General features: G+C 46.3%; 23 protein-coding genes and 1 other RNA gene. 7 read left to right on the top strand and 17 right to left on the bottom strand.

Going from position 1 to position 25888, the window contains the following annotated elements; genetic code table 11:
* Positions 1 to 9: 9 nt before the first annotated feature.
* Positions 10 to 945, bottom strand: a complete 936-nt coding sequence (locus V6984_RS01255; RefSeq protein WP_342758016.1) for a LysR family transcriptional regulator — start codon at positions 943 to 945, stop codon at positions 10 to 12.
* Positions 946 to 1065: 120 nt separating this feature from the next.
* Between V6984_RS01255 and V6984_RS01250 the strand changes: the two genes are divergently transcribed.
* Positions 1066 to 2691: a SulP family inorganic anion transporter gene (locus V6984_RS01250; RefSeq protein WP_342758015.1), complete on the top strand. Its 1626-nt coding sequence runs from the start codon at positions 1066 to 1068 to the stop codon at positions 2689 to 2691.
* A gap of 355 nt (positions 2692 to 3046) precedes the next feature.
* Here V6984_RS01250 and V6984_RS01245 read toward each other — a convergent pair whose 3' ends face one another.
* Genes V6984_RS01245 through pgmB form a run of 3 tightly spaced genes read right to left on the bottom strand, consistent with a single transcriptional unit; the run spans position 3047 to position 5969 of the window.
* The gene (locus V6984_RS01245; protein ID WP_342758014.1) at positions 3047 to 3679 is read right to left on the bottom strand and encodes a discoidin domain-containing protein; all 633 of its coding nucleotides are present in this window, start codon (positions 3677 to 3679) and stop codon (positions 3047 to 3049) included.
* A gap of 4 nt (positions 3680 to 3683) precedes the next feature.
* Complete coding sequence (locus V6984_RS01240) at positions 3684 to 5258, bottom strand: glycosyl hydrolase family 28 protein (RefSeq protein WP_342758013.1); 1575 nt, start codon at positions 5256 to 5258, stop codon at positions 3684 to 3686.
* A 45-nt stretch (positions 5259 to 5303) separates the two neighbouring features.
* Entirely contained in the window at positions 5304 to 5969 is a 666-nt protein-coding gene (gene pgmB / locus V6984_RS01235) for a beta-phosphoglucomutase (RefSeq protein ID WP_342758012.1), read from the bottom strand.
* Between the two features lie 102 nt (positions 5970 to 6071).
* On the opposite strand from pgmB, the gene V6984_RS01230 reads away from it, so the two are divergent.
* Positions 6072 to 7088: a LacI family DNA-binding transcriptional regulator gene (locus V6984_RS01230; RefSeq protein WP_342758011.1), complete on the top strand. Its 1017-nt coding sequence runs from the start codon at positions 6072 to 6074 to the stop codon at positions 7086 to 7088.
* On the opposite strand, the gene V6984_RS01225 is transcribed toward V6984_RS01230, so the two are convergent.
* The 11 genes from V6984_RS01225 to V6984_RS01175 all read right to left on the bottom strand — a co-directional run bounded on the left by V6984_RS01225 (position 7081) and on the right by V6984_RS01175 (position 21489).
* Positions 7081 to 9252: a glycosyl hydrolase family 65 protein gene (locus V6984_RS01225; RefSeq protein ID WP_342758010.1), complete on the bottom strand. Its 2172-nt coding sequence runs from the start codon at positions 9250 to 9252 to the stop codon at positions 7081 to 7083. The genes V6984_RS01230 and V6984_RS01225 overlap by 8 nt on opposite strands.
* Positions 9240 to 11546 (bottom strand): glycoside hydrolase family 65 protein, encoded by a 2307-nt coding sequence (locus V6984_RS01220; RefSeq protein WP_342758009.1) that lies wholly within the window; start codon positions 11544 to 11546, stop codon positions 9240 to 9242. Before V6984_RS01220 ends, V6984_RS01225 begins: the two co-directional genes overlap by 13 nt.
* A gap of 15 nt (positions 11547 to 11561) precedes the next feature.
* Positions 11562 to 12440: a carbohydrate ABC transporter permease gene (locus V6984_RS01215; RefSeq protein ID WP_342758008.1), complete on the bottom strand. Its 879-nt coding sequence runs from the start codon at positions 12438 to 12440 to the stop codon at positions 11562 to 11564.
* A gap of 12 nt (positions 12441 to 12452) precedes the next feature.
* Positions 12453 to 13334: a sugar ABC transporter permease gene (locus V6984_RS01210; protein WP_342758007.1), complete on the bottom strand. Its 882-nt coding sequence runs from the start codon at positions 13332 to 13334 to the stop codon at positions 12453 to 12455.
* A 122-nt stretch (positions 13335 to 13456) separates the two neighbouring features.
* Positions 13457 to 14941 (bottom strand): ABC transporter substrate-binding protein, encoded by a 1485-nt coding sequence (locus V6984_RS01205; RefSeq protein WP_342758006.1) that lies wholly within the window; start codon positions 14939 to 14941, stop codon positions 13457 to 13459.
* 348 nt (positions 14942 to 15289) lie between these two features.
* Complete coding sequence (locus V6984_RS01200) at positions 15290 to 16039, bottom strand: response regulator transcription factor (protein WP_342758005.1); 750 nt, start codon at positions 16037 to 16039, stop codon at positions 15290 to 15292.
* 11 nt (positions 16040 to 16050) lie between these two features.
* Positions 16051 to 17889 carry a sensor histidine kinase gene (locus tag V6984_RS01195; protein WP_342758004.1) on the bottom strand — a complete coding sequence of 613 codons (1839 nt, stop codon included), beginning with the start codon at positions 17887 to 17889 and terminating at the stop codon, positions 16051 to 16053.
* 89 nt (positions 17890 to 17978) lie between these two features.
* Entirely contained in the window at positions 17979 to 18824 is an 846-nt protein-coding gene (locus V6984_RS01190; protein WP_342758003.1) for a carbohydrate ABC transporter permease, read from the bottom strand.
* Positions 18825 to 18830: 6 nt separating this feature from the next.
* Positions 18831 to 19718, bottom strand: coding sequence for a sugar ABC transporter permease (locus V6984_RS01185; RefSeq protein ID WP_342758002.1), 888 nt, complete (start codon positions 19716 to 19718; stop codon positions 18831 to 18833).
* 119 nt (positions 19719 to 19837) lie between these two features.
* Complete coding sequence (locus V6984_RS01180) at positions 19838 to 21211, bottom strand: ABC transporter substrate-binding protein (RefSeq protein WP_342758001.1); 1374 nt, start codon at positions 21209 to 21211, stop codon at positions 19838 to 19840.
* 26 nt (positions 21212 to 21237) lie between these two features.
* Positions 21238 to 21489: a hypothetical protein gene (locus tag V6984_RS01175; protein ID WP_342758000.1), complete on the bottom strand. Its 252-nt coding sequence runs from the start codon at positions 21487 to 21489 to the stop codon at positions 21238 to 21240.
* A gap of 134 nt (positions 21490 to 21623) precedes the next feature.
* Here V6984_RS01175 and V6984_RS01170 point away from each other — a divergent pair, with 134 nt between their 5' ends.
* Positions 21624 to 22088: a hypothetical protein gene (locus tag V6984_RS01170; RefSeq protein ID WP_342757999.1), complete on the top strand. Its 465-nt coding sequence runs from the start codon at positions 21624 to 21626 to the stop codon at positions 22086 to 22088.
* A 64-nt stretch (positions 22089 to 22152) separates the two neighbouring features.
* Here V6984_RS01170 and V6984_RS01165 read toward each other — a convergent pair whose 3' ends face one another.
* Positions 22153 to 22848 (bottom strand): anaerobic ribonucleoside-triphosphate reductase activating protein, encoded by a 696-nt coding sequence (locus V6984_RS01165; RefSeq protein ID WP_342759917.1) that lies wholly within the window; start codon positions 22846 to 22848, stop codon positions 22153 to 22155.
* Between the two features lie 139 nt (positions 22849 to 22987).
* Between V6984_RS01165 and tadA the strand changes: the two genes are divergently transcribed.
* From tadA to V6984_RS01145, 4 genes are all read left to right on the top strand, one after another.
* Positions 22988 to 23476, top strand: coding sequence for a tRNA adenosine(34) deaminase TadA (tadA, locus tag V6984_RS01160; protein WP_342757998.1), 489 nt, complete (start codon positions 22988 to 22990; stop codon positions 23474 to 23476).
* Positions 23477 to 23508: 32 nt separating this feature from the next.
* Positions 23509 to 23770: signal recognition particle sRNA large type (gene ffs, locus V6984_RS01155), an RNA gene on the top strand.
* A gap of 46 nt (positions 23771 to 23816) precedes the next feature.
* On the top strand, positions 23817 to 24383 hold the full coding sequence (locus V6984_RS01150; protein WP_342757997.1) for a radical SAM protein: 567 nt from the start codon (positions 23817 to 23819) through the stop codon (positions 24381 to 24383).
* Between the two features lie 6 nt (positions 24384 to 24389).
* Positions 24390 to 24716 carry a hypothetical protein gene (locus V6984_RS01145; protein ID WP_342757996.1) on the top strand — a complete coding sequence of 109 codons (327 nt, stop codon included), beginning with the start codon at positions 24390 to 24392 and terminating at the stop codon, positions 24714 to 24716.
* An 11-nt stretch (positions 24717 to 24727) separates the two neighbouring features.
* On the opposite strand, the gene V6984_RS01140 is transcribed toward V6984_RS01145, so the two are convergent.
* A complete protein-coding gene (locus V6984_RS01140; protein ID WP_342757995.1) occupies positions 24728 to 25834 on the bottom strand; it encodes a hypothetical protein in 1107 nt (368 codons plus the stop codon).
* Positions 25835 to 25888: the final 54 nt, after the last annotated feature.

Here is a 25888-nt window from a genome sequence, read left to right as displayed (position 1 = left end):
GATATGTCACTATTGATGTTGTTTATATGCTACCTCGTCTCTGGCGCAGTATAACCTTTCCTTAAATTTCTCATCCAGCTCACTGAATTCGTATTCATTTCTATATATAAGAACGTCCTTGTAGCTGTTATTTGGAATCGCACATTTTCTCTGCACCAGCCCATACTGATCCAAATATACTTCAGGAAGAGGCGACACCCACATATAAGTGGTGGTGACCCTTGTCAGCAGATCGAACTGGCATCCTCTGTCATAGACATAAATGTGCTTTCCGGCCTTCGTCTGCTCCTGCGGCTCCACACTTCTTCTATCCACATAAGGAATGACCAGATCCGCATGGGACAGCTCGATATGATGGAATAAGTCCTCAGCCCTCACAGATGCCGCCGCTGCCAGAGGATGCTCTTTTGACATCAGCGCCAAATATTCAAACTCCCACACGAGCTCATAACTCAGTCCGTTGCTCCTTACGAAATCCAGGAAGTAATTTTCATAAATGCTCTGATAACGTATGATTCCCAGATCAAATTTCTCATAGGCGACGTTGCTGATCGCCTGCATGGAATTGGTCTCCTGAATGGTAATCTCCATTCCCTGCCCGGTATCCAGCTGTGCTACGAATTCCGTAAAACCCTCGGCAATATAGCTCCCTCTGGGTATGGATATGCGAAACCTCTGGCTATCCGCCCTCTCCTCTAAGCCTAATGCCTCCAGTTCCCCCAAATGCTCCATAATGCTTTTCGCATGAACGAGGAAATTGCGCCCCTTCTCAGTAGGTACGATTCCCGTCTGCGTGCGCTCGAATATCTCGTACCCCAACTGTTTTTCCAACTCTTTTATCGCCTTGGAAAGGTTGGGCTGAGCCATAAAAAGGTTATGCGCCGCCTTGGTAATGGAACCGGTTCTTTCTATTTCTATAGCATAACTGAAAAATTGTGTATTCATGGAAAACTCCTTTTAATCTTGACCAAATATAATAAAACCACTATAATGATTTTTCGTGAGTATAATATGACTTTCTCCATAAGCCGCATTTACCTCAACATTTTCCTTACGGAGGCTGAAATGCTAATTAAAAATTACACGGAACAAATAAAAAATGAATTCAAAGGTTACAACGGAAAATTTCTCATGCAGGACTTGATGGCCGGTTTGACTGTTGCGGCCGTGGCTCTTCCTCTCGCTCTCGCTTTCGGTGTCAGCAGCGGGTCCACTGCGGCCGCCGGATTGGTAACCGCTATCGTTGCCGGTTTAGTCATAGGCGCTTTTTCCGGCGGCTTCTATCAAATATCGGGACCTACCGGGGCTATGGCCGCCATATTGATATCCATCATTGCCAAATACGGCATACAAGGAGTCTTTATCGCCGCCTTTATTTCCGGCATCCTCCTCGTTCTCTGCGGAGTCTTTCATATAGGCAGGCTGACCAGTCTGATCCCTGCTCCCGTCATTACCGGATTCACCTCGGGAATCTCGGTGATCATCGCCCTCGGACAAATCGATAATTTCTTCGGTGTAACTTCCAAAGGTACGGGTACGGTTTCAAAACTGCTAAGCTATGGCCATCTGGGCTTCCCCATTCATATGGAGTCCGCCCTTCTAGGGCTTCTTGTCATTCTGTTCATGGTATTCTTTCCCAGGAAATGGAATGCTGTAGTTCCGGCTTCCTTCCTTAGCATCATACTCGCTACCGTCCTGTCTATCGCACTTCACATGGATGTGGCGACAGTGGGAACTATTCCCAAGACACTTTTTCTGGAAACCCGCTTTACCCCGAGCTCCCTGAACATAGAAAATATCAAAGGTCTGTTCGGCCCCGCCGTAAGCATTGCCATGCTGGGCATGATCGAAAGTCTTCTCTGCGGCGCAAGCGCAGGCAAAATGGCTAATTTACGCTTAAACAGCGATCAGGAGCTGGTGGCGCAGGGCATAGGCAATATGATCATTCCCTTTTTCGGCGGCATCCCCGCCACCGCTGCAATCGCCCGGACCAGTGTCGCCTTGAAATCAGGTGCGCGCACTCGCCTTACCGGAATCTTTCATGCGTTAGGACTTCTCGCCTTCATGCTCGTGCTCGGTCCCGTCATGGCTAAGATACCTTTGCCGGCTCTCGCAGGTGTGCTTATGGTCACCGCTTTTCGCATGAATGACTGGGAAGAAATCAAATACATTATTGCACATAGATTTAAGGGCGCTTCTATGAAATATACGGTTACCATGGGAGCTACTATCATCTTCGACCTTACTACCGCTATTATGATAGGCATTATTACCGCTCTGATCCTCCTGGTAAACCGCCTTTCCAATATAGAAATCAATTACGAGAAAGTGGATATGAACCGCATCCACAACACCGACGCCACACTCGCCAAAAGATATGAGAATGCCATCGTGGCTTATCTTACCGGCTCTGTGCTCTTCGCCAACACTCAGCATATCGAGGAGATGGAAAACCATGCGGAGGATTACAATATGGTCCTCCTGTCCATGAGGGGCGTTTCCTATATGGATATTTCTGGAGCCATCGCCTTTATGCATGTACTGTCATCCCTGCAAAATCAAGGGAAGAAAATCATCCTATGCGGCGTTCCCAATAAAACCATGACCATGCTCCACCGTTCGGGTATTTATGAAATGGTGGGCGAAGAAAACTTTTATTGGAGCGTGGAACGTGCACTTTTACATAACTAATTTACCACATTTTACAGCTTCTATGTTAAAAAAAATGAACAAAAGTGTGCTTCGCATACTCACGCGCTGAAATACTTCTACAGCACAGCCTTTGTTCCGCGCGTAGCTGCGCATCCTGCCCGAAGGGCTTTTATCTTATAGGAGATACTTTCCTATAAGATGAAAAAGCTCCGCTTACGCGGAGCTTTTTCTTATATTTTCTTATGAGGGGGGAGATAGTGAATTCAAATAGTGAGTTCTTCAACCATCTAAGTACATCTTAAAGGAAAAATGTGTCCTCCGTGTGTATAGTTCTTAAAAAAGCTATAAACTTTCGCAAGCATTTATAAAGTAAAAATTAAAAAAAATTAACATTTCACCGATACGATCCATATACCTCAAATTCCGCCACCTGTGCCCCTGCACCCCCTGTATTGGAAGTAAATTCCAGTTCTATGTACTTCGCATCCGTCTCTTCAAAATTAATTATTGCCTCATTTCCCCTGTCAGGGTCGAAGTCGTAAGCCTGAAGAGGAAACAGCTCTTCGTAGTTCACTCCGTCCCCGCTTATTCTCACTGCGAATTCCTGCGTGCGCTTTCCCCATATTTTCTGCGGGCACAGGCTTACCCTTATGCCATGGATGCTGGCTGGCTGAGATAACTCCAAAGTGAGGATATTGGGGTAGTTATTCCCTTCCCCTTCCCAATAGGAGGGGCCGGCCGTCTTGCCGTCAATGGCCTTCTTCGGTACGTAGACGTCCGCAAAGCTGCTTGCATCTATCTTACCCTCCAATGCGAGGTTATCTCCCTCCGGCACCTGCGAAACATATTCCTCCTTTATAAAAGCTTCATGCTCCATAGGGGTTGATTGTTCAGGGGCTTCTACTACCGTTACGTTTGCCTCAGGCATCTTCACTTCCTCTCCTTCACCGATACGCATATCGTAAATGAAAAGAGCTGCCCACGATACCAACATAAGGGCAAGTACTATGATTCCTCCTTTTTTCATGCCGTCATTCTCCCTCTGATATACTTATATTTTCTGTTGTCGCTTCATCTATCTGGAAACCGCCCTGCTCAAAACTCCTAATCTTCTTACCGAGAACTTCCACATTGGAAATCCGGACATTTTTGATTTTATGCTCCTCATCATAGCCTTTGATCCTGGAAGGGCATTCTTTTCCTGACAACACTGTCACATTATTTATGATTACATCCTCAATGGTCCCCCTTGCCTTGGTACTGGACCAGTTATCGCTCTGAGCAATATGCATATCGATCAAGTAAGGCATCTCGTCACCATCCCCGCTTCCCATCTGGGCATTCTCCACTACGATGTCTTCAAAAATCACTCCCGTCACCAGCGCATCATCGGCATTGTGGATGGATATTACAGGCTTATGGAAATTGTTCAGAACCGTGATATTTTGAAATGTCACATTTTTTATCGTTGCATTTTCCATCTGCCCCTTGTTGGTTTCGTATCCAATCTCCATGGACTGCGCCAGATCGGTCCACAGCTGTATATTTTCAAATCGGATATTTTCGGTATTTCCATCGTAATTTTTCACTACGAGGGAATCATCCCACGAACGTATGAAGCAGTTGGATACGGTATAATCCTTGCATGATTGCAGGCTGATCCCGTCGCCGTTGGGCCTCGCAGAGATAATTTTCACTCCGTCAATTTCTCCGCTTTCGGAATCAAATGCCTGACATACCCATGCGTTAGGATTTAAGACGATAACATCCTTAATCTTAATATTGCTGCAATGGTCGAATTTCAGCGGAATATACGCTTCTGCTCCCTTCCAGCCGCCCAGGTCGGAGCAGTCGATAATACCCCTTCCCATAACCGTGATATCTTTCCCATAGTTAGCGTTTATCACTCCATGTACTACCGCGCCGCCGGCCAGATAAATTGTCTGTCCGTCCTCCGGCATGATAGATTCTATATTCCATTCGCCGGGACCTATATAGATGACCTTTTCATCGTTAATATCCGGCTTATCCGTTTCTATGCTTCCTGCAAATATATGTACCGCACGTTCCGGCGCATCGTTGAAAGTAACCGTATAATTATCCGGCTTCGTCACCAAGAAACTTACCGTATGCGCCTCTTTATCGATTTGGGCCTCTATCCCGGCAGAAAGCGGACTGACCTTAACAGAATCAATTTCTCGCCCCGGTACCTCGATTTCTATCTTCGCTGCGCCTTCGAAATCGAAACAAGCCACCGGCGTCCTGGACAAGGGCGGCAGATAGTTCGCCACCCACTGTCTCGTATGATTGACATTAGTGTCATATACATAACACTCATACCCGTTTATACGCACCTTCGTATCCGTACAGTGCATAAGCGCCATATCCCGTCCTTTCTCCGAGGTATTCTTCAAATCTTCTTCCGAAGCGTCCTTTAAGGATTTAGGCCCCTCATACAAAACCAAAGCAGATTCTTTCAATATTTTCTCCTCCGTACTCTCCTTCTTCTTAAGTCCGATATCCATAGCCGTCCCCAAAATTCCAACCGCAAACACCATGCCAATAACTATCTGCATAACCGCCCAAACCCGTTTTTTATTCTTCATAAATTCCCTCCTCGTTCAACTTCCAATGCGGAACCCCCAAATTTTTCACACTTCGTTAAGTATACTCTCCCAGTTAATGGAAACCGCCAGATTCTCAGCCTCATAATCCGCCCCCAGACTAAAGTAATACGGCCCTACGCCAAGTGCCTTCATACCTGCCGCCTTCGCCGCCTGAACGCCCGCTGCAGAATCCTCTATCACGAGACAATCCTGCGGAGGAAGTCCCAGCTTATCCGCCGCTACGAGAAACACCTCAGGATCCGGTTTGGAGCGGGTGGTATCCAGGCCGCTGCTTATCTTATCCATATAAGTCAGCAATCCTATTTTTTCCAGAATGTCAGGCGCATTCTTGCTCGCTGAGCCTACCGCGGTCATGATTCCTTTTTCCTTTAATAGCTTAACGGTCTCAAGCGCCCCCGGCAAAACAGCGCTGCCGTCCAGTTCCTTAAGCATTTCCTTATAATAATTATTCTTACGCTCAGCAAATTCCTCCTTCTCCTCTTCCGTATAGCTTTTATTTCCTTTATCGAGAACGATCTGCAAGGATTCCATTCTGCTTACTCCCCGCTGTTTCTCGTTATCCTCTCTTTTAAAATCGGAGATACCGATTTCCTTTGCTAACCTTTTCCATGCCTTATAATGCAGTTCATCCGTGGATACAAGCACTCCGTCCAAATCAAAAATAACGCCTTTAATCATATGAATAACCATGCCTTTCTTACCGTTTGTTTTTTTATTTCTTTTATGTTAAAATCGAATTAGTTTAAGGTTAAACCTTAATTAACTTAAGAAATTATAGAAGGGTCGTCGCATATGGCTACAATAAGAGACATTGCCCGCGTTACCGGGGTGAGCTGCACCACCGTTTCCAATGTGATACACGGCAAGGATAACCGGGTATCCGCGGACACTATAGAAAAAATCAATACCGCAATTAAGGAACTGGGATATATTCCCAATATGTCGGCGCGTTCCCTCGTGTCTAACTCCTCCAAGGTGATAGGCTTCGTGAATCACGTCATCACCCGCAAGGATTCCAATTTTATGGAAGACCCTTTTCATTCCGCTTCTATCGGCGCCATTGAACAAGCGCTTAGAGAAAACGGATATTATTTAATGCTGCGCACCATCGAGACCTCCGAGGAGCTGTTGGCATTTTTGCGCAACTGGAATGTGGATGGGTTGTTTTTTACCGGTATATTCAAGGATCATTTCTTCGACGTGCTGTCGAACCTCCACATTCCCATCGTCCTTATCGACAGCTATACGAACCAGAATACCTTATGCAACGTAGGTCTTGAGGACTTCAAGGGCAGTTATAACATTACCAAATATTTGACCGGGCACGGTCATAGAAGAATTGCCTTCGCTTCTCCCGATATCAAGGACGGCGGAGTTCTTCAGGAGCGTTTTCTCGGTTATAAAGCTGCCTTGACCGAGGCGAATATTCCCTTCGACAAGTCTCTTGTCTTCGTTCAGGAAATGGATATTGCCTCCTGCCGCTTAGTGAGCGAGGATATTTGCCGTCATCCGGATATTACTGCCGTAGTCGCCACTGCCGACGTTATGGCTGCCGGGATTATGACCGGCCTGCGAGAGCAGGGCAGACGGATTCCCGATGACATTTCTATCGTAGGCTTCGACGACATCAGTCTATGCCAAATGGTAACGCCGCCCCTCACTACGGTCCATCAGGACATCAATTTGAAAGGCCGCCTTGCCGTAAATATGATGCTTCAGCTCTTAGAAGGAAATAAGGCAGAAGAGGACCACCTCATCCTGCCCACCTCATTAGCCTTACGCGAAAGCGTACGTTCTCTGCTCACATAGGAAGGACGGACGTTTCGTCCTTCGTAATCTCTATCCGGTATTCCTTTCCTAAATAATGAATCTGAAACCTCATCTTCCTCCATGTATCCGGAAGATGGGGCTTTACTTTTACTGTGCCGTTCTCAATATATACTCCTGCAAAGCCTTTGACTGCCGTCATATAGGCGCCCCCTGCTGCTGCCGGGTGAGTACCTCCTATATAGACCAGGCCCGCCCATTCCTTGCCTCCTCCAGCCAAATCTGCGGCGGCGGATTTCAAGAAAAAAGGATAGGCCTTCTCCGGCATTCCGAGACGACATGCCAGTATGGCATACATGCAGGCGCTTAACGAAGAGCCATGCTCCGTGCGGGGCTCATAATAGTTCCAGTTCTTCTCCAAAATATCTGTTGAAAAATCCTCCGGAAATAAATTCAGCCACGTTACCACATCCGCTTGCTTGATTACCTTCGTATGGGATGCTATACCGTAAGCCCCTCCCCAATATTCCTTTTCATGGAGCAGTCGTTTCCGCACCTCCTTAACCGTCACGTTCTCGAGGTTGGAATATCCTTCAAATTGTTCTATGATTCCATTTTCATCCGGCTGTGGAATATATATCTTCTCTGCTGCGTCCTTATACTTCGCCTCCAAGGAGAGAAGGTCCGCTTCCTCCTTATAATCTCCAGGCTTTTCTTCCATAAGCAGCTTTAGCGTCTTCACCGCGCTTTCGAAGGTATATTTCGCCATACGATTGGTATAGCCGTTATTGTTAATCCTCTCATGATATTCGTCGGGGCCGATGCAGTCGAGAATTTCATATCTCTCCCCGCCTACTTTCTTGTACAGCAGACTGTGGTAAAACTTAGCGCATTCCAGAACAGTCTCAGCTCCTCCCGCTCTTAACAGCGAATAGTCTCCCGTCATTTCCGTATACCGCATGATTCCATATACTACCGCTGCGGAAATATGATACTGCTTATCCCGGAAAAAAGTCCGCATGGGACGGCCGGTAAATACATCCGTCACGTTATAATCGCTGCACGCATCAAATCCGCCCTCCTGGCTCTCCCAAGCATAAAAAGCTCCTTCATATCCGTATTGCTTCGCCTTTTCTCTCGCTCCGGACAAGGTATCAATACGGTATTTCATAAGGCTTTTCGCAACCTCCGGCTCAGTATCCAGGAAAAAGTCCAGCATAAACATTTCCGTATCCCAGAATACCGCTCCTTTATAGGTCTGTCCCGAAAGCCCTCTCGCCGCTATGGATAAGCCCTCCTTGTGGCGCGGAGCGATGCAGTGCAGATGGTACAGCGAATAATTCAGCGCTTCCATGGCCGCATCGTCTCCTTCGATGTACACCTCGGAGTGTTCCCATCTCTTTTCCCAGCAGTCCATATGTTTCTTTTTTGCCTCTTCATATCCATCAGTAAGACAGCTTTTTTCATTGCTGTCAATATCCGCGCTTGTATAGACGCTCACCCATTTGTCCACGATATAATCCGTATCACCGTCCGTCACGAAGATAATTCTTCGAAGAATCGCCTTTTCCTCCTGCTTAAGCTTTACCTCCGCAGGGAAATTCCATGTGCAGCGTTCGGATACCCATACGCTGTCCCCCTTCTCATGGGTAATTGCCTCGGCACTCAGCACGCCGTCTTTTTCCTGAAACTCTATCGCGTCGTAATGTGGGCCATGGATATCCCATACGTCGCCGTCTATTCCCGTTATGATTTCCACCTCCGCATGGAAATCTGCCGTAACGGTATAGCGCATTCCAATTCTATGTACATTTGCTGCATCCGCAAACCTCTCGCTCCTTACCGTCACGTTTCCTCTTGGCGTTCTCCAGAGCGTCTTACGTCTGAAGAATCCATGGCGGTAATCCAGCTCACATTCATGCTTCAGCGGCTCCTTTTCCGGCAGTCTATACTGGATTCCATCCACCTTCAAGTAAGTATATAAGCCGTTTGGCGCATTCAAAGGCTCTCTCCAGCCATCTCCTACCTTATCGTATATTCCAGCCAGATTCACCGCAGCAAGCTGTTCCTTGCGGTATTCCTCCAAGGTTCCCCGGATTCCCATATATCCATTGCCTGTCAAAAAGCGGTTGCCCGACCATGTGATCTCCTCATGGTCGTGTCCCTTTTTCCTTATATTCCAATCCATCTCCTCTATCCTCTCCATTCAGCGGGAACCGGGATTTCCTTCCGTTCTCCTCCTACTACGACCAATTTTCCATATAAATCGATATCGATGGCCTTCCCCCCCAAAGTGGATAAGCATATCTTTTCCTCATCTACTTCCACTAAAAGGACGTCCTCCTTATAACCGATACGGAAGGAATAGCCCCTCCACTGCTTCGGCATCGTAGGGCAAAGACTGATGTTCTCCCCATCCGAACGAAGACCGCCGAAGCCATAGACGATATTCATCCAGGCAGCTGCAATGGAAGTGGTGTGCAGCCCTTCGCTGCTGTTCCGGTTATAATTGTCCAGATCCATTCTCGTGGCGAACTGAAAGAAACGGTAAGCCTCTTCGTGCTTCTTAAGCTGCGATGCCAAAATGGAGTGCACCGACGGCGATAAGGAACTTTCGTGAATACACCGGGGTTCATAGAACTCATAGTTAGCCCGGAGCGTTTCCTCCCCGAAGGCGGAATTGAACAAAAGCATGAACATCAGTACATCCGGCTGTTTAATCATGTCATTGCGATAAATTCTGTCATAAGACCAATGATTATAGAGCGGAAATTCTTCTACGGGTATACGGTCCACTTCCACATGAGGAAGTTTAAAATATCCCTCGTGCTGTTCGTAAATCCCCGTCTTCTCATCTATGGGAAGAAACATGTTCTCCTCCATCGCCTGCCAGGCCTGGCATTCCTCTCCGGTAAGTCTCATTTTCAGGCAAAGCGCTTCCATCTCCTTCGGACGTTCCTCTTTCAGTCTTTGACAAACAGACAGTGTGTAGGAAAATGTGAACTTCGCCATATAATTGGTATAGCAGTTGTTGTTCACCATCATCTGGAACTCGTCTGGCCCCATAACCCCATAATATCCGAACTTCTGCCTATCTTCGGTAAAATCTCCTCTGTCCGCCAGCATCCTGCATATCTCTATGAGCATTTCCATGCCGTATTCCATAAGAAATTCTATGTCCTGAGTCAGCTTCTCGTAGAACCATATGCCGTATGCCACCGCGGTGGATGCCTGAAGCTGTAAGCTCGCATGCTGCCAGAGGTTGCAGCATTCTCTTCCGCTTATGGTAGCTACCGGATAGAAAGCGCCCTTGCAATCCAAGTCCGCCGCCCTCTCCTTCGCCTCCTTTAACGTCAGGTAACGGAACATAAGCAGATTCTTAGCCGCCTGCACATCATTGAACAGAAAGAATGGCAGGCAGTACGTTTCCGTATCCCAGAAAGCATTCCCGTTGTAAGCCTCTCCGGTCAACCCCTTGGCTCCGATGTTCGTACCGTTTCCCGCTCCGTGATAGGTCTGAAACATTTGAAAGATACAAAAACGGATGCCCTGTTGGTTCCACTCGTCCCCTTCGATGGTAATGTCCGCTTTCTTCCAAACATTTTCCCACCAGCGGATATTGTCCTGAAGCACCTCTTCAAAGCTTATGCCCTCCAGCTCTTTTTTCCCGCTTTCGCACCGCGCTAAAAAGTCATTGGTGTTCCCGTGTTTATGCACCGCGTTATATATTTTTTTCGTTACGATAACCGCTTTATTTCGGTTAAGCCTTATTACCAGCTCTCTGGCAACTCTCTTTTCTTCGATGATCGATGAGAACGCAGACTCCCTGCCGTTTTGCGCATCTATCAGGCAGGAGGAATATACGTGCTGTCCGGTTCGCATCGTCTCACCCATAATCGCCAAATGAGAGCCTTCGCACTCCTGCCCGCTGCACTTCCAAAGGGTTTCCTTTGCCGATTGGTGCACGGTGCCAAAGTCTAACCCTGACACAATTGTCACATCTGAATCAAAATCTAATGCCTTCAATGTTATTCTCTGTACTGCTATTTTATTTTTCTTCATGGAAAGAAGTCTTTCAAAGACTAACTCCACTTTCTTTCCGCTTTTGGTCTCCCATAAGAAAGAACGGGTGAGCAGGCCTGATCTCATGTCAAGAATTCTTTTGAAAGAACTTATATTACAGCTGCCGATATCAAGAGCTTCCCCATCCAGATCTATTTTCGTATAAAGGAAGTCCACGGAATTCACCATGAATTCCGTAGTATCGACCACACCCTTGTATCCCTGGCTTCCCTGTTTTTTCTCCTCGTATATGCCGTTAAAATAACTTCCCTGCATATGCGCACCGGTATAGCCCTCCTCGAAATAGCCGCGCACTCCCATATATTCATTCGCCTGGGAGAATACCGACTCCGCCACCTCGCCGTACTCCGGATCAAATCCATCCTCTATAATTTTCCATGCGTCAGCAAGAAAATATTTATCCGCAAATTTAGCCATATTTCCACCTGTCTCCTATCCCTTTACGGCACCAGCCGCCGCGCTGTCAGTAATCTGCTTCTGGAAAACCGCAAACAATATGGTAGGAGGTATGATAGAAAATACTACTGCCCGCAAAACGCTCACCGCATCCGTAGGCGTATCTTTGAAAGCGAAGAGCTTCACCATAACCGTTTCTTTTCCTGAGCCGTTCAGCACAAGATATGGGAAAAGAAAATCCGACCACGCCGCGGTAACCGCAAATATAGCAACTACCATGATAATGGGTTTACTAAGAGGCAGCATTATCTTTATGAACACCTGAAGTACGCCGCAGCCGTCCAGCCTCGCGGCCTCCAAAAGCTCCGGCGGAAGCCCTTCGAAAAATTCCTTAAACAATACTACATAGAACGCATTTGCACCGAAAGCCAGCCAAATCGGGACAAAGCTTCCCTTGAATCCGATGAGGCTTATATTTCTTATCACAGCTACGATACTGGTGGTTGCCGGAATGAGCAGGCTCCACATAACTAACGCCCATGCGATCTTATAGCCCTTAGGCTTTAGCACCGCAAATCCATAAGCCAAAAGTCCGTTGAAAATAACGGCACATATGGTACTTCCGCCTACGGCAATCGCCGAATTGATATAATATTTTCCGAATTTGAAAGCCTTCCATGTAACCTTGAACTTTTCAAAATCAAAGGAGGTAGGCCAGATAGTAGCATTCCTCGTAAATTCCTTGATATCCTTAAATCCCGCCAGCATGACCCAGAGTGCAGGAAACACGCAGATGAGGACAATTAAAAAGCACACCAGCAATATAACAGCCGCAAGGACTTTTACCTTGGGAGATTTTATATCGTAGCTTCTGATAGCACCATCTTTTTTATTTGTATAGCTTTGAAACAGCATATCCTCTCCCTCCTAATCTTCTTTCTTTTTCGTTGCTGCCGTATAAATACCGCTGAGTATGATAAGCACGATACAAATCATGACGGACAGCGCTGCGCCTGCGGGGAAGTCAAAGTCGCGGAACGCATAGCGATACATGAGCATCATCAGCGAAATGCTGGCGTTATTCGGCCCGCCGTTTGTCATAACCATGGGCTCATACAAAATCTGGAACACCGATATGATCTGCAGCAGTAACAGCGTCTTCGCCAGTGAAAATACACTGGGCAGGGTAATATGCCTGATCCTTTGCCTGATGCCCGCACCGTCTATGGTAGCCGCCTCATACAGGTCAGGGCTGATACTGCTTATGTTCGCCATATAGATGAGGGCGGTAGCTCCGGCACTCTTCCATGTCAGGGTAATGATAATAAGAGGAATCGTCCAGTGGGGATTGGTCAGCCAAAGCTGAGGATCGATTCCGAACTTCGATAAAATTATATTCAAAACTCCCGTCTTGCCCGGATTGAAGAAAAAGCTCCAAATCCATACGGTCGCCAGACCGGGGACAATGTTGGGAAAGTAAATTCCTACTCTGAAAAGACCTTTGAACCTTACGGTCTCTGAAATTAAAATACCCAGTGCGATGGGCACCAGAAATCCTATGACTAAAGACCATAGCGTATAGCTGAACGTATTCTTAAATGCCGCTATGAAATCCGGGTTGTTGATTACTTTTATGTAATTGTCAAAGGCGACAAATTCCTGCAGCTCATATCTGATTGCGCTGAACATGGAAAGTCTGACATTTTCCAACAGCGGCTCCCATACATAAAAAGCAAATAGCAACAATGTAGGAAGCATTACAAGCCAGCCCAGTAAGTCTCTTTTTTTAAATGATTTACGTTTGCGCATTATGCGAAACACCTCCTCGCTTTTTGTAGGGAACTCCCATCATATAAACCGGAGAAAACCGCTATTCACGGCTTTCTCCATGCTTTTATGCTATATGCTAATACCTTCCCTTTATATTTCCTTTAGTTTGCTGAATAAGTATCGTCAAGAAGCTTCTGATAGTTGTCGTTCGCCGTGTTCATAAGAGCCGTTACATCGGCATTTTTATCCGTAATAACGGACTGTAACACCTTGGTGAGCTCGCCGTACATATCCTGCGTTAATCCAGGCTCTTCCGAGCGAAGACCTTCTGAGGAGGTAGCATCGAAGTAAGGCTGGAACATCTTTGTATCCACATTGCCGTACTCTTCTATAATTTTTGCTTCCGCATCCAGGATAGCCTGATCGGTCCAGCAAGGGAATCTGGGAATAACCGGAACTCCTGCGGCCGATTTATTCTCAGCGTCTGCCTGCATACCAGCTATCGCATCTTCCGATACGGAGGGGCCTTTGCCCATTACTTCGATATAATCCAAAGCTGCACCGATCTGTTCCGGAGCCGCATCCTTAGAGAACATATAAGGAGTACCGCCGAATAAGGAATACTGACCGCCGGGGCCTTCCGGAATCGCGCACATTGCCAGTTTGTCTACGGGAAGTCCGTTCACCTGTGTAGGCTGGTTTACCGCATCGTTGGCCGCAATATACATAGCCGCATTGCCGGTTCCAAGCTGTGTAAAGCCCGTTCCCCAGTCTTCATTGGTAGGATCTGCGGTAAGCACGTCATAATCCCATTTCAAAGACTTCACAAACTCCATCGCTTCGATCGCTTCCGGAGAATTCAAGTTGGAGGTAAAGGTTCCGTCGCCGTTATCGATACAGAGCGTAGCACCGAAATTCCATGCTATATTGGAAAAATGCCATCCGCCTGCGTTGTCTTTCGCCAACAATACAAAGCCTGCTGCTCCGGTCTTGTCTTTGATGGTCTTAGCTGCCTGTGCCAGTTCATCCATCGTCTTAGGATAAAGCGGATAACCATCCGCATCCACCAGACCTGCTTCCTCAAAAAGCTCTACGTTCAGCATAAGACCAAGCGCATAACCGTCACGGGGAATACCGTAGATGTTGCCGTCCTTATCGGACAATAATTCCTTAATGGAAGGATTCATGGAATTCAGCCATCCCTTTTCTTCCAAATCAGAGGTTATGTTAGCTACCGCCTTGCTGGCGATCAGCTTCTGAGGCTCCGTGAACCATGACTCGAATACGGTAGGACAGTTGCCGGATTCTACCATAGGCATGAATGTGTCCGTGGCATATTTGTAATAAGCCGGGGTATATGTAACATTCGGATCCTTCGTTTTCATCGTCTCAACAAAACCTTCGTGCATTGCGATATCGTCCGCCAGGGTATCCTCCGGCCAGATTCCGAGGGTTACTTCCACCGGTTGTGCTTCCGCAGGCTCTTGCGCCTCTGCTTCAGTCTTTGTTTCATCTGCCGCCGTAGTTTCCTGCGTCGCTTCCGTAGCTGTCGTCTGATCCGCGCTGCCGCATCCGGCAAGCATAGACATCGACAATGTCATACAGCATACAATACCTAAAATTCTTTTTACTGCTTTCTTCTTCATTTTGCTCTCCCTTCTTCAATTACATTTATGGTTTAACGTTAAACTTAAATAATTTATATTTTTTTACATTTTCTTACATCATATTTGTATAAATGCCCTTTTAAAGCCTATTCTATGTTGAATGTAAATAGTTTTTATTGGTTTAACGTTAAACTAATTGTATCATTCAAAGATTTAGCTGTCAATATTAACAATATCGGCAATACTAACAAAGTTTTTTACCTAAAATATAGGTATATACGTTTGTCCCTTTGTGCACTTCTTACAATTAATGTGTTTTATGGTTCAGGGCGCGTAAGACCTTGTCAAACGATGGTATCATCACGTAAGGTGTTTTGTGAAGCTTCTTCACATGATTTCCTCCGCCTCTCCCTCCTTTCTGAACCGGGCAGGAGACATCCCTTTTACCCGCTTGAATACCTTGGAAAAATATTTCTCATCATGGAATCCTACCTTAAAGGCGATTTCGTATATTTTCAGCCGGTTCTGCTTTAAATAGAAGCAGGCGTGCTCCACCCGGATTCCGTTCAGATAATCCACAAAACAACAATCCATACTGCTGGAAAAGAGAGCAGATAGATAGCTCGCCGTAATATCCACCTGATTCGCTACACCGGCGAGAGTGAGGTTCTCGTTATAATGCTCCTTGATATATTCCACTGCCCGGTTAACAAGATGGTTATCGGTCACATCCTCTCTGACGCTTTCCTTCTTCTCCTTCCCGATGACCGAATCTACGGCTTCGTTGACGAGGCGGAGTATCTCTGTGGAACGGCAAGGCTTGAGTACATATTCCTTTACTCCATACTTCAAAGCGGTCTGGGCATATCTGAATTCGTCGTAGCCGCTTAAAATAATGGTGACAGGAAGAAGCTCCAGTGCGTCTACCTCTTTCATGACCTCCAGCCCATCCTTTCCAGGCATCTGAACGTCCAGAAGCATCAGCTCCGGACGATAACGCAGGATCAAGTCGATGGCTTCCTGCCCGTTGCATGCGGTATATATGCGGTCGATGCGGTCACTGTGGAGCCTTATGTAATTGGAGATTCCGTTGCGGATGTTATCTTCATCATCCACCACCAGTAATTTTATTCCCATAAATTTCTCCTTCAGTTCATGTTAGTGCCAAACCCTCCCAGAACGATAGTGACCTCAGTGCCTTCGGAGGGACGACTTGTAATCATCAGACTGAAATCTTCCCGATATTTTAGTTCCAGCCTCTCTCTTACATTTTTGATTGCGTAACGGCCGATTCTCTGTCCCGCATAGCGCTTTGAGTCCTCCACGTTCCAAATAGCAGCAATTTGTTCCTCAGTCATTCCGATCCCGTTATCCCGGATGGAGAAGACCAAATTATTCTCCTGACGCTTTCCGGTTATTTTAAGAAAGCCTCCCTTTTCCGAGTTCTCGAAGCCATGAACGATAGCATTTTCCACGAAGGGCTGCAGAATGAGCTTGGGAATGAATTCCTCCATGATGTCCTCGTCTATATTGATTTCAAATTTCAAACGTTTATTGAAGCGCATTTTCTGTATGTGAAGATAATTAGCAATAAGCTCTTTTTCCATTCTTACAGGAATGATACCCTTACCCTGCCCAAGTACCAGACGGAAAAGCTGGGAAAGAGCCAGAATGTCCTCTGCCAGCTCATCGTTGCCCTCGCTTTGAGTACGCCAGTAAAGAGAATCCAGCGTGTTGTATAAAAAGTGTGGGTTAATCTGAGCCTGAAGGGCACTGAGTTCACTCTCTTTCTCTTTCAGCGCCATGACATAATTGCGGTCGATCAATTCCTTTATGGATAAAACCATCTGGTTGAAGCAGGCGGTCACTTCCCCTATTTCGTCCCGGGATTCCACCGCCACCTGCTGGTTGAAATCGCCTCCCTGGAATTTGTTCATAGCTACGCAGAGGCGCTGCAGGGGTCTGGAAATGATGTTGGAAATCAGCTCCAGAAGCGGCCATAGGCCCACAAGCATTCCAATAAGCATTAAAATAGGAGTTATGATAATGTTGTTAAGCTGTTTGTCGCTGTTACTCTTAGGCACCATCTTGCAGACGATAACACCCTTTTTCTGCTCTTGGCTGCAAAATACGTTGTAGGAATCATGCTCGAAATAAACGGCTCTTTTCTTATGGTCCTGCTTCAGGTATTCCTCGCTGGATATGTAGGAAAGAATTTTCTCGTCCACCGTGCCGTAGCGGGTCAGTTCACTGCCCTCGCAGCTCAGGATAACGATTCCTTCATTTTCCTGCTGAATGGCATTTTTACATAAATCGATGTATTTTTCCTCGTTGACACCAAGTACCAGATAGCCTAGCTTTTCTTTTTTGGACATATCGAAGATTTCTCTGCACATCACGATCTTATCCGCATAGTTGGCCTGATAGATGCTGCCGCTTCCCTGGCTTACACGCTTCCAGACTATGTCCCCCTTCATTTCCACCGCCTTTTTATAGGTATCAGTCTGCCTTACCGCTTCGATATCCGAAAGGTGTACGCTGGAATCGATGCATCGCAGATAAGAGTTCACGCCGTTTTCCGGGTAAATGGCCATAGTCTTGATATAGCCCTTCAGAGCAATGATGTCCTGAATAATCTTCATGGGCGCTCTGTTATACCACAGCCTGGAGTCCTCGTTCAGCTCCTCCGGACGACCGTTTGTAAGAATGGCGCCTATATCGCTGTTAATACAAATATAGACCGATAAGTCGGATAATTCTGTCTGGATAACTCCGATGCTCTTATCCAGACTTCTTACCACGTTGCTATCGGCTTCTATCTGCTGATTCTTCGTATCTTTATAATTACTGATCAGAATAAAGGTAGTAATCAATATCAGTATCGGGCTGATGACCAGATACACATAGAATATAATTTTCTGCCTTATATTGAAATATACCGTCAGGCGGTCGATTCTTTTCATCAACATTTCTTTTATTCTAATCATGATGCTTGCCATTATCCTTTCAAGCCCCGGCGGCTTTCCTATACTGCTGCCGGTTTTAAGGAATGTATTCCGTTTTCCTTCCCTCTAGTTTATCCTTTTACCGCTCCCATGGCTACCCCTTTTGTAATGTGTTTGTTCAAAAGAATGTAGACGATGACCGCAGGCGCTGCCGTCAACGACATGACTGCGAACTGCACCGCATAATTGGAGGAATATTGCCCGGTAAATTCTAATACCGAGAAGGGAAGAGTCTTCCACTTGGGCGAGCTTAAATAGGTGCTTGCCATCATGAACTCGTTCCAGTTATTCAAGAAGGTCATGATAGCTACCGTTGCGATAGAGGGCTTAAGAAGGGGTGTCACGATACCGAATACGATGCGGTAAATACCGCAGCCGTCCACCACCGCCGCTTCCTCCAGCTCCACGGGCACCGCTTCTAAAAAACTGGTCATAAGGAATAAGCCCTGCGGCAGCGAAAAAGCCACATAGGGAATGAGAAGCGCCCATATGGTATCCGTCAGATCTACCGCATTGTATATCTTGTAGTTAGGAAGGAGCGTCGCATGGATAGGAATCATCATACCGATAAGCAGAAGTGTCTTTACCGTTCCGGCAAGCTTCCACTTCATTCTTTTGCAGGCGAAGGCGGCCATGATGGAAATGAGAATAACCAGCAAAACGGCAAGTCCGTTAATTAATATGCTATTTTTCAAATAGAGAAGAAAATGTCCGTCAACAAAGGCTTTCACATAATTGCCCCACTGGATTTTCTTCGGTATGATCAAAAGCCCTGTGGTAAACATTTCATTGCTGCTGGCAAGAGAGAAATCCAACAGCCAGATCAGCGGGAATATCTGCACGACCGCCACCGCGATGAGGATAACCCATAAGAAAGTTCTTTTTACTGTACTTCCTATCGTCTTTTTTTCTTTCATTATGTATCAGCCTCCTTTATATGCCGGTTCTTTGTCCGCGAATGCTTTATTCAGAAATACCGTTACCAGTAGACAAATGATAATGAATACCACGCCGATTGCATTGCCGTAGCCATAGCGGAAGGCCTTGAATGCCTGCTGGTATAGGTAGTTCGCCGCAAACTGCGTACTGTTGCCCGGCCCTCCGTTGGTAAGCAGGTATACGGTCTCCATCTGCTTTAAGGCAGAGATAATAGCCATAGTCACGTTTACCTGAATGACGGGCTTCATGAGAGGCAAGGTGATCCTTAAAAAGGTGGATACTTGATCTGCGCCGTCAATGGATGCTGCTTCATATAGAACGGGATCGATATTTTTGATTCCGGTATAATAAATCAACATGCCCCAGCCGAAGCCATGCCAGATGAGTACTACCAACACGGACCAGATCGCCGTATCGTTGCTGAACCAGTTGATTTTACCCTGATAGCCGAATGCTTTCAGCACATTATTCAGCAAGCCGAAATCCGGGTTGTAAATGAATTTCCAAAGATAAGCGATAACGGCTACGGATATAACATTAGGTATGAAATAAATGCAGCGAAATATCCCTTCCGCCTTTCCCTGCAATTTATCCAGAACAGCCGCAACTATTATAGCAATGGGATGCTGGATAAAAATAAAACCTATGGCAAGAAGAAGGGAGTTCGTGAGGGAACGCCCGAAGTTCGCATCGCGTAAAAGCGTCTTATAGTTCTCCCATCCAATCCACTCCGCCTGACCCATTCCTGTATACGATGTAAAACCGTAATATACGCTTAGGCAGATGGGAGCCAGTATCGCAAAGAGAAATACCAGCAATCCGGGCAATACCAGGGAAAATATCACCATTTTATTGCTATATAGTTTTTGCATTTAGGTTCCTCCGATCCTTATCTGAACTTTTAATGTTATTATTTTTTTATTAAATCGGGTTGGCACATGAAGAGGAATCATTCTTTATGCACCAACCCGATATTTACCGTTTGTCTATTTTATTTGCAGGCATTTCCAATGGAAGTGAGGAAATCTTCTGCGCTTGTCGTTCCGTTAGAAGCATTCTGGATCTCGCTTTCCATCACTGTCTTAAATACAGAAGGTCCGCAATCATTAATTGGTGTTCCGGAAACGCTGGTAGCGTTATTCAGAATATCCATGAACTGCTTCTGCAAATCAGTCTCACTGCCGCTCATGTAAGCAGTCTGGTCCTGAGCGGACATACCCACACCATTTTCCCAGCCGTACTTGGATAACTTATCGGGCTGATATAAGTAGTTTAAGAATTTGATTGCTTCATTCTTCACCTCGGAGCTTGCGGAAACCGCGTATCCACCGCCATTCCATGCTGCGATATCGGTAGCCTTACCTTTGCCGCCGTCAACTACAGGCATGGTGAACGCTCTGATATTGGTACGGATGTCTTCGCTGATGTCCTGGTTGAGAGCCATGGAAGATTCCCAGCTTCCCATGTAGAACATCGCCGCCTGACCGTTGGTGAAAAGATTCATTGCCGTCGCGTAGTCCTGAGAATCATATCCTGTCTGGAATAATCCTGCCTGAGCCGACTGTGCAAAAAGTTCTGTCGCCTGCTTGAATACCGGATTGGAAAAATCAGCGTTTGCAATAGCTTCGGAAACAATATCGCCATGAGTGCCGTTAATCTTCACGATCAGGTCTGTGAGGTAAATTGCCATCGGCCATCCGTCTCCTCCGTCCATAGCTACCGGCACAATGCCTGCCGCGTTGATATCATCCGCTAATGCCAATAGCTCGTCGTAGGTAGCAGGCACCTTCCAGCCGTTATCCTCGAACATTTTCTGATTGTAATAGAAGGCCATAATATCTGTGTTTCTCGGAAGTCCATAGAGCTTTCCGTCTTTCTTAAAGCCGTCCAGAGATCCGGAAACAAATCCGTAATCCGCATAATCCGCTTCATTCAGCTCTGCGAGAACGCCTGCGTTAAGCACATCGTCCAAGAAGGAGGGCTGTCCCCAGATGCTCACTACATCCGGCATACCATCCATAGCATATGCTTTGAATTTCGTCTTATATGCTTCTTCATCGAGAGCTTCCACCTCGATGGTTACATTGGGGTTAGCCGCCGTATATTCGTCAATGATCATTTGTTCCACCAATCCCTGACCGTTCTTTCTATCAGGAAGGTTGGAGAAAACCTTCAGTGTAACGGGCTCTGTAGATGCTGTGTCGTCCGCCGTATCTGCTGTTTCTTCTGCAGGGGTCGCTGTTTCTTCCGCAGCAGTGTCGGCCGCAGGAGCTGTAGCTTCAGTAGAGGTAGTGCTGCCGCAGCCTGCAAGAATGCTGATCGTCATGGCTGTGGTAAGTAACGTTACCAGTAATTTTCGTTTCATTGTAATCCTCCCTTTGTTTTGTGTAATCATATTAACTGATCTAAGTATATTACCCAGATAGCATTTATTACAGATAACAGATTTTTAAAAAGGTGTATTATTTTTGGATTTGGGAGGGATTGGAAGAAGGGGTTGTGAGGGGAAAGAAGAGGAGGGAAGAAGTTTCGCGCTCTGATTATGCCGGACACTGCGCCGAGCCAATGGATTGTCTCGGCTACGTAGCATAAAATCGCTTGAAATCTTCTTCCCTCCTCTTCTTTCCTCGCCAAGGTTTTCAAATTGTTCCTCCCAAAATGAAAAAGAGTGTGTGTCGATGCCGGCGGGGTTAGGGTGGCTTTGGGGGTGGAGGAGCATATTATAATAATATACGTGTTTTTATTACAAAATTCGTATGACGGAGATGTCTTTTCTTATGGATGGATTTGTTGGGTTTGATAAAATAGATGAACATTTAAGAATTGGTGACTATCCTATGTTGGGAGAAGGGTCGGGGAGGAAAGTTTTTGATTTGGGAAATGATACTGTGGTTAAGGTAGCCATAAATGTGAAGGGATATGCACAGAATGAGGTGGAGTGCATGATCTCCGGAATGGACGAGTCGGATACCTTTGCAAAGGTTCTTCATGCAGCAGGGGATGGACGATGTCTGGTTATGAAGAAGGCCGGACCTATCCATAACTTTGCTGTCATTCGCTCTTATTATCACGTGGAAAATAATAAGGATCTGTTTCGGTTGAATAATTTAAATTATATTCCACGTAAATATAATTTGCTGGTGAGTGATTTGTGCAGGCCCGATAACTGGGGAGTTATCGATGGACGGCCTGTCATTATTGATTATGGATTTACGGGACGAATCAGGCGAGAGTATTACTGAACATCGATTACAAGGTCTTACGCGCCCGGAGCCGTGTGAGCCCTTGTAATCGATAGTAATATTGTCAGTCTATTCCTCTGAGTTTTATATTGGGGATAATTGGGAGCAGCACCTTCGCAATCTCTTCCAGTTCTTCTTTTTCATAAGCATGAAAGCCTTGCTGAATGGCTTGTTCACTGTCTTTGTAGCTTTGGAGGAAGTAGGCTTTTGCACCTTTTATTTCTTCCGCAAGAGCGAACAGGTCTTGTTTCGTGTGGAATTCCTTTACTACGGTGGTCCGAAACTCATAGGGAACGGAACTGTTCATAATAACCTGGATGGACTTTGTTATTTTTCCCGTGTCGATGTGCTCTACACCCACAGTTTGGCCGTATTTTTCCAAACTGTTTTTTACATCCATGGCAATATAGTCGAGGAGGTTTTCTTCCAGCAGTTTCTCGATGACCTCCGGCTTGTAGCCGTTGGTGTCCAGCTTTACAAAGTAGCCAAGCTCTTTGATGTTGCATATAAATTGTGAAAGTGCCGGCTCCAGCGTAGGCTCACCGCCAGTGATACATACGCCAGTCAGTATTCCGATTCTCTTTTTCAGGAAGGAGAGCACTTCCGTCTCAGGTATAAGCGGCTGGCTGTCAGGGTCAAGAACCAGACCTCCATTATGGCAATAAGGGCATCTGAAATTGCATCTTCCAAGAAATATCGTCGCTGCCACATGTCCCGGGTAGTCTAAAAGGGTGGTTTTATTTAAGCCGTGAATTCGTATCATTTTTTATCCTCTTTATCATGCGTTACTGTTCACTTCGTTTCCAGTAACGCATATGGGTTGCTATTTTTTATATATTTATATTATACTTGATGAGGCAGGATTTAAAAAGCAGGAATCAGGGGTTAGTGTGATTATTATGGATATACATGAAAAATATATGAAAGAAGCGCTGAAAGAAGCAAAAAAGGCATATGCGCTGGGAGAAGTTCCTATCGGCTGTGTCATTGTTCACGAAAACAAAATTATTGGGCGTGGATATAACAGGCGTAATACGGATAAGACGGCTCTCGCACATGCGGAAATTACCGCTATCAAAAAAGCCAGCAAAAAAATCAGCGACTGGCGGCTGGAAGAATGTACGCTTTATGTCACCCTGGAGCCTTGCCAGATGTGTTCAGGGGCTATCGTTCAGGCGCGCATTCCCGAGGTGGTCATGGGGAGCATGAATCCTAAGGCGGGCTGCGGCGGTTCCATCTTGAATATTCTGGAAACTCCCCAGTTCAACCATCAGGCGACGGTAACCCGCGGAGTCCTGGAAAAGGAATGCAGCGATATGCTGACTGCATTTTTTAAGGAGCTGCGGGTGCGCAACAAGGAAGAGAAGTTAATGCGCCGGGTTTATTGACAAATACCCGAAAAAACAGTATACTTAAAAAACCGTGCAGCCGGGGCGTTAGCGGTGCCCTGTACCTACAATCCGCTCTAGTAGGGGTGATGTTCTGCCGCGGGTTTAAGCTGGTATAGCTGCCCTTTATAAGTGGCGTTGAAGTTTGGGTCTTACGCAATGGGAATCTGCGAATCGTGTCAGGTTGGGAACAAAGCAGCACTAAGCGGAATCTCCCATGTGCCGTGAGGGTGCCTGAGCCGAGTTAACTGTAAAGGTAACGTGTATTGGCGCTATTCAACGCAGAACGCACGGTTTTAAAAAATATTGATTGGATTATAAAAGATAACGGGATAATGGAATGGATTTGCGAGATTGTACGATTTGTCCCAGAAACTGTCATACAGACAGAGTCGCAGGACAGCTGGGATACTGCAGACAGACAAATGAAATAAAGGCCGCGAGAGCTGCCCTTCACATGTGGGAGGAGCCTTGCATTTCAGGACAGACCGGTTCGGGTACTGTCTTTTTTTCAGGCTGTAACATGGGCTGTGTGTTCTGCCAGAACCATACGATATCAAAGGGGATTACCGGAAAAGGCATATCTATCCTGCGGCTTGCGGAGATTTTTCTTAATCTTCAAGATCAGGGGGCATGCAATATCAATCTGGTCACGCCTTCCCACTTCGTTCCCCAGATAATAGATGCTTTGATAAAGGCAAAGGATATGGGCCTCTCCATCCCGGTGGTTTATAATACCAGCTCTTATGAAAAGGTGGAAACTTTGAAACATCTGGAGGGCTTGGTGGATATATACCTGCCCGATCTAAAATACTTTTCTCCCGCCCTTAGCAAAAAATATTCTTACGCTGAAGATTATTTTTATTATGCCAAACCTGCCATAGCAGAAATGGTACGTCAGACATGAGACCCTATGTTCTGCGGCGACTTGATGACAAAGGGAGTCATCGTCCGCCACTTAGCACTGCCGGGATACATGGAGGACTCCAAAGCCATTCTGCGCTTTCTATATGAAACGTATGGAGATGACATATATGTCAGCATTATGAATCAGTATACTCCAATTCCGGCGTTCCTGGATGCAGAACGTTTTCCCGAGCTGAACCGTACGCTTTCCTTTGAGGATTATGAGGAGCTGGTGGATTATGCCGCCGCACTTGGTATCGAAAACGGTTTTATCCAAGAAGGTGAGACCTGCTCGGAAAGCTTCATTCCGCCGTTTGACTGCGATGGAATCTAATATATCGATCGTCAAATCTTTACCTTACGCAAATAATACCCGAATTTCCCGGGCTCCGCTTTGCCTCCGCTGCATTCAAAGGCTTCGAAGCCGAACATCAGGGCCACCATTTTTTCCCGTTCATAATATACGCCCGGCACACCCAGATAAAAGCTGCCCGCCGGATTCGTCGTATCTTTTTCCTTCCCGAGAATAATATGTCTGTAATTATAAAAACCATGGAGCAGAAAGCTGTTATTGGCCAAATGCTGGTAATCTCCGCTCATGATTACGAAATCCTTGGGCTCTATGGTAACATATTCCCTATCGTCCTCATAAGGATGTATTACAGGATAGACCTGCATGAGCTGCTGCCATTTGTCGTTTAGGATGGCACTGTCCATGTGAATCGGTTCCGAGTCCTCCTTGCTTCCTGCCTTAAGTTCAGGCTGCAGCTCTTCTTTCTTTTCTGAAAGAACTGCATCCGGTTCGCTTTTCGTGTCTTTTTCCGGTTCCGCTCTAACAATCTTCTCAATGCTTTGCTTCGCTTTTTTATCCAAGTCGAACCAAGTAACCTTTTCGCTGCCTGGCTTTTCCTTTCTTTCCGGCTGGTACCAAACGGTTTTCTCAGTACTTAACTTTTCCTTTATTCCAAGCTCGCCCCGAGCTCCTCTATCGATGTCTTGCTTTTCCTTTTTTTCCGACTCCCGCCAGATAATTTTCCCGAGACCCTGCTTCTCTCCTTTTTCCGGATTAGATTCGCTGCGTATATCCGTCCGGCCTGGGTCTGTTTGCCGGAATACCCCTTCAATCGTCTTCCCGTCAGTCAGATCGATACGAAGACTTTCGATTTCTTCATAGGAAAGTGTGTTTCCGGCGCTCATACTCTTAAGCGGGCCCGCCTGCCACTGTCCGGTACCCTTTTGGAGAAGGATTCTGCCTACCGCATGCTCCTTCCCTGAAGGCGTGACTGCGAGAATGTCGTATTGTTTCTCCATCCATTCCTGAATTCCATTTACGCGCATGTCCAGTGTGTAGTCCCTTCCGCGGCATTCCGCGCGGACAAAGCCCGCATTTTTTACCTTGCTTCCATTGCTCATATAGGACAGATACACTATTTTCTTATCATAATAAGCCACTTCCAATCCTCCCTCATTCAGTCTTCAGACAACTATGTCCTGTTGTTACTATTC

The sequence above is a fragment of the Kineothrix sp. IPX-CK genome, assembly GCF_039134705.1.
Classification (GTDB): Bacteria; Bacillota; Clostridia; order Lachnospirales; family Lachnospiraceae; genus Kineothrix; species Kineothrix sedimenti.
This window is presented reverse-complemented; position numbering and strand designations above follow the sequence as displayed.

Coding starts and splice junctions, on each gene's coding strand:
- V6984_RS01255 (WP_342758016.1), bottom strand. CDS start 945: ATGAATACACAATTTTTCAGTTATGCTATAGAAATAGAAAGAACCGGT.
- V6984_RS01250 (WP_342758015.1), top strand. CDS start 1,066: ATGCTAATTAAAAATTACACGGAACAAATAAAAAATGAATTCAAAGGT.
- V6984_RS01245 (WP_342758014.1), bottom strand. CDS start 3,679: ATGAAAAAAGGAGGAATCATAGTACTTGCCCTTATGTTGGTATCGTGG.
- V6984_RS01240 (WP_342758013.1), bottom strand. CDS start 5,258: ATGAAGAATAAAAAACGGGTTTGGGCGGTTATGCAGATAGTTATTGGC.
- pgmB (WP_342758012.1), bottom strand. CDS start 5,969: ATGGTTATTCATATGATTAAAGGCGTTATTTTTGATTTGGACGGAGTG.
- V6984_RS01230 (WP_342758011.1), top strand. CDS start 6,072: ATGGCTACAATAAGAGACATTGCCCGCGTTACCGGGGTGAGCTGCACC.
- V6984_RS01225 (WP_342758010.1), bottom strand. CDS start 9,252: ATGGAGAGGATAGAGGAGATGGATTGGAATATAAGGAAAAAGGGACAC.
- V6984_RS01220 (WP_342758009.1), bottom strand. CDS start 11,546: ATGGCTAAATTTGCGGATAAATATTTTCTTGCTGACGCATGGAAAATT.
- V6984_RS01215 (WP_342758008.1), bottom strand. CDS start 12,440: ATGCTGTTTCAAAGCTATACAAATAAAAAAGATGGTGCTATCAGAAGC.
- V6984_RS01210 (WP_342758007.1), bottom strand. CDS start 13,334: ATGCGCAAACGTAAATCATTTAAAAAAAGAGACTTACTGGGCTGGCTT.
- V6984_RS01205 (WP_342758006.1), bottom strand. CDS start 14,941: ATGAAGAAGAAAGCAGTAAAAAGAATTTTAGGTATTGTATGCTGTATG.
- V6984_RS01200 (WP_342758005.1), bottom strand. CDS start 16,039: ATGGGAATAAAATTACTGGTGGTGGATGATGAAGATAACATCCGCAAC.
- V6984_RS01195 (WP_342758004.1), bottom strand. CDS start 17,889: ATGATTAGAATAAAAGAAATGTTGATGAAAAGAATCGACCGCCTGACG.
- V6984_RS01190 (WP_342758003.1), bottom strand. CDS start 18,824: ATGAAAGAAAAAAAGACGATAGGAAGTACAGTAAAAAGAACTTTCTTA.
- V6984_RS01185 (WP_342758002.1), bottom strand. CDS start 19,718: ATGCAAAAACTATATAGCAATAAAATGGTGATATTTTCCCTGGTATTG.
- V6984_RS01180 (WP_342758001.1), bottom strand. CDS start 21,211: ATGAAACGAAAATTACTGGTAACGTTACTTACCACAGCCATGACGATC.
- V6984_RS01170 (WP_342757999.1), top strand. CDS start 21,624: ATGGATGGATTTGTTGGGTTTGATAAAATAGATGAACATTTAAGAATT.
- tadA (WP_342757998.1), top strand. CDS start 22,988: ATGGATATACATGAAAAATATATGAAAGAAGCGCTGAAAGAAGCAAAA.
- V6984_RS01150 (WP_342757997.1), top strand. CDS start 23,817: ATGGATTTGCGAGATTGTACGATTTGTCCCAGAAACTGTCATACAGAC.
- V6984_RS01145 (WP_342757996.1), top strand. CDS start 24,390: ATGTTCTGCGGCGACTTGATGACAAAGGGAGTCATCGTCCGCCACTTA.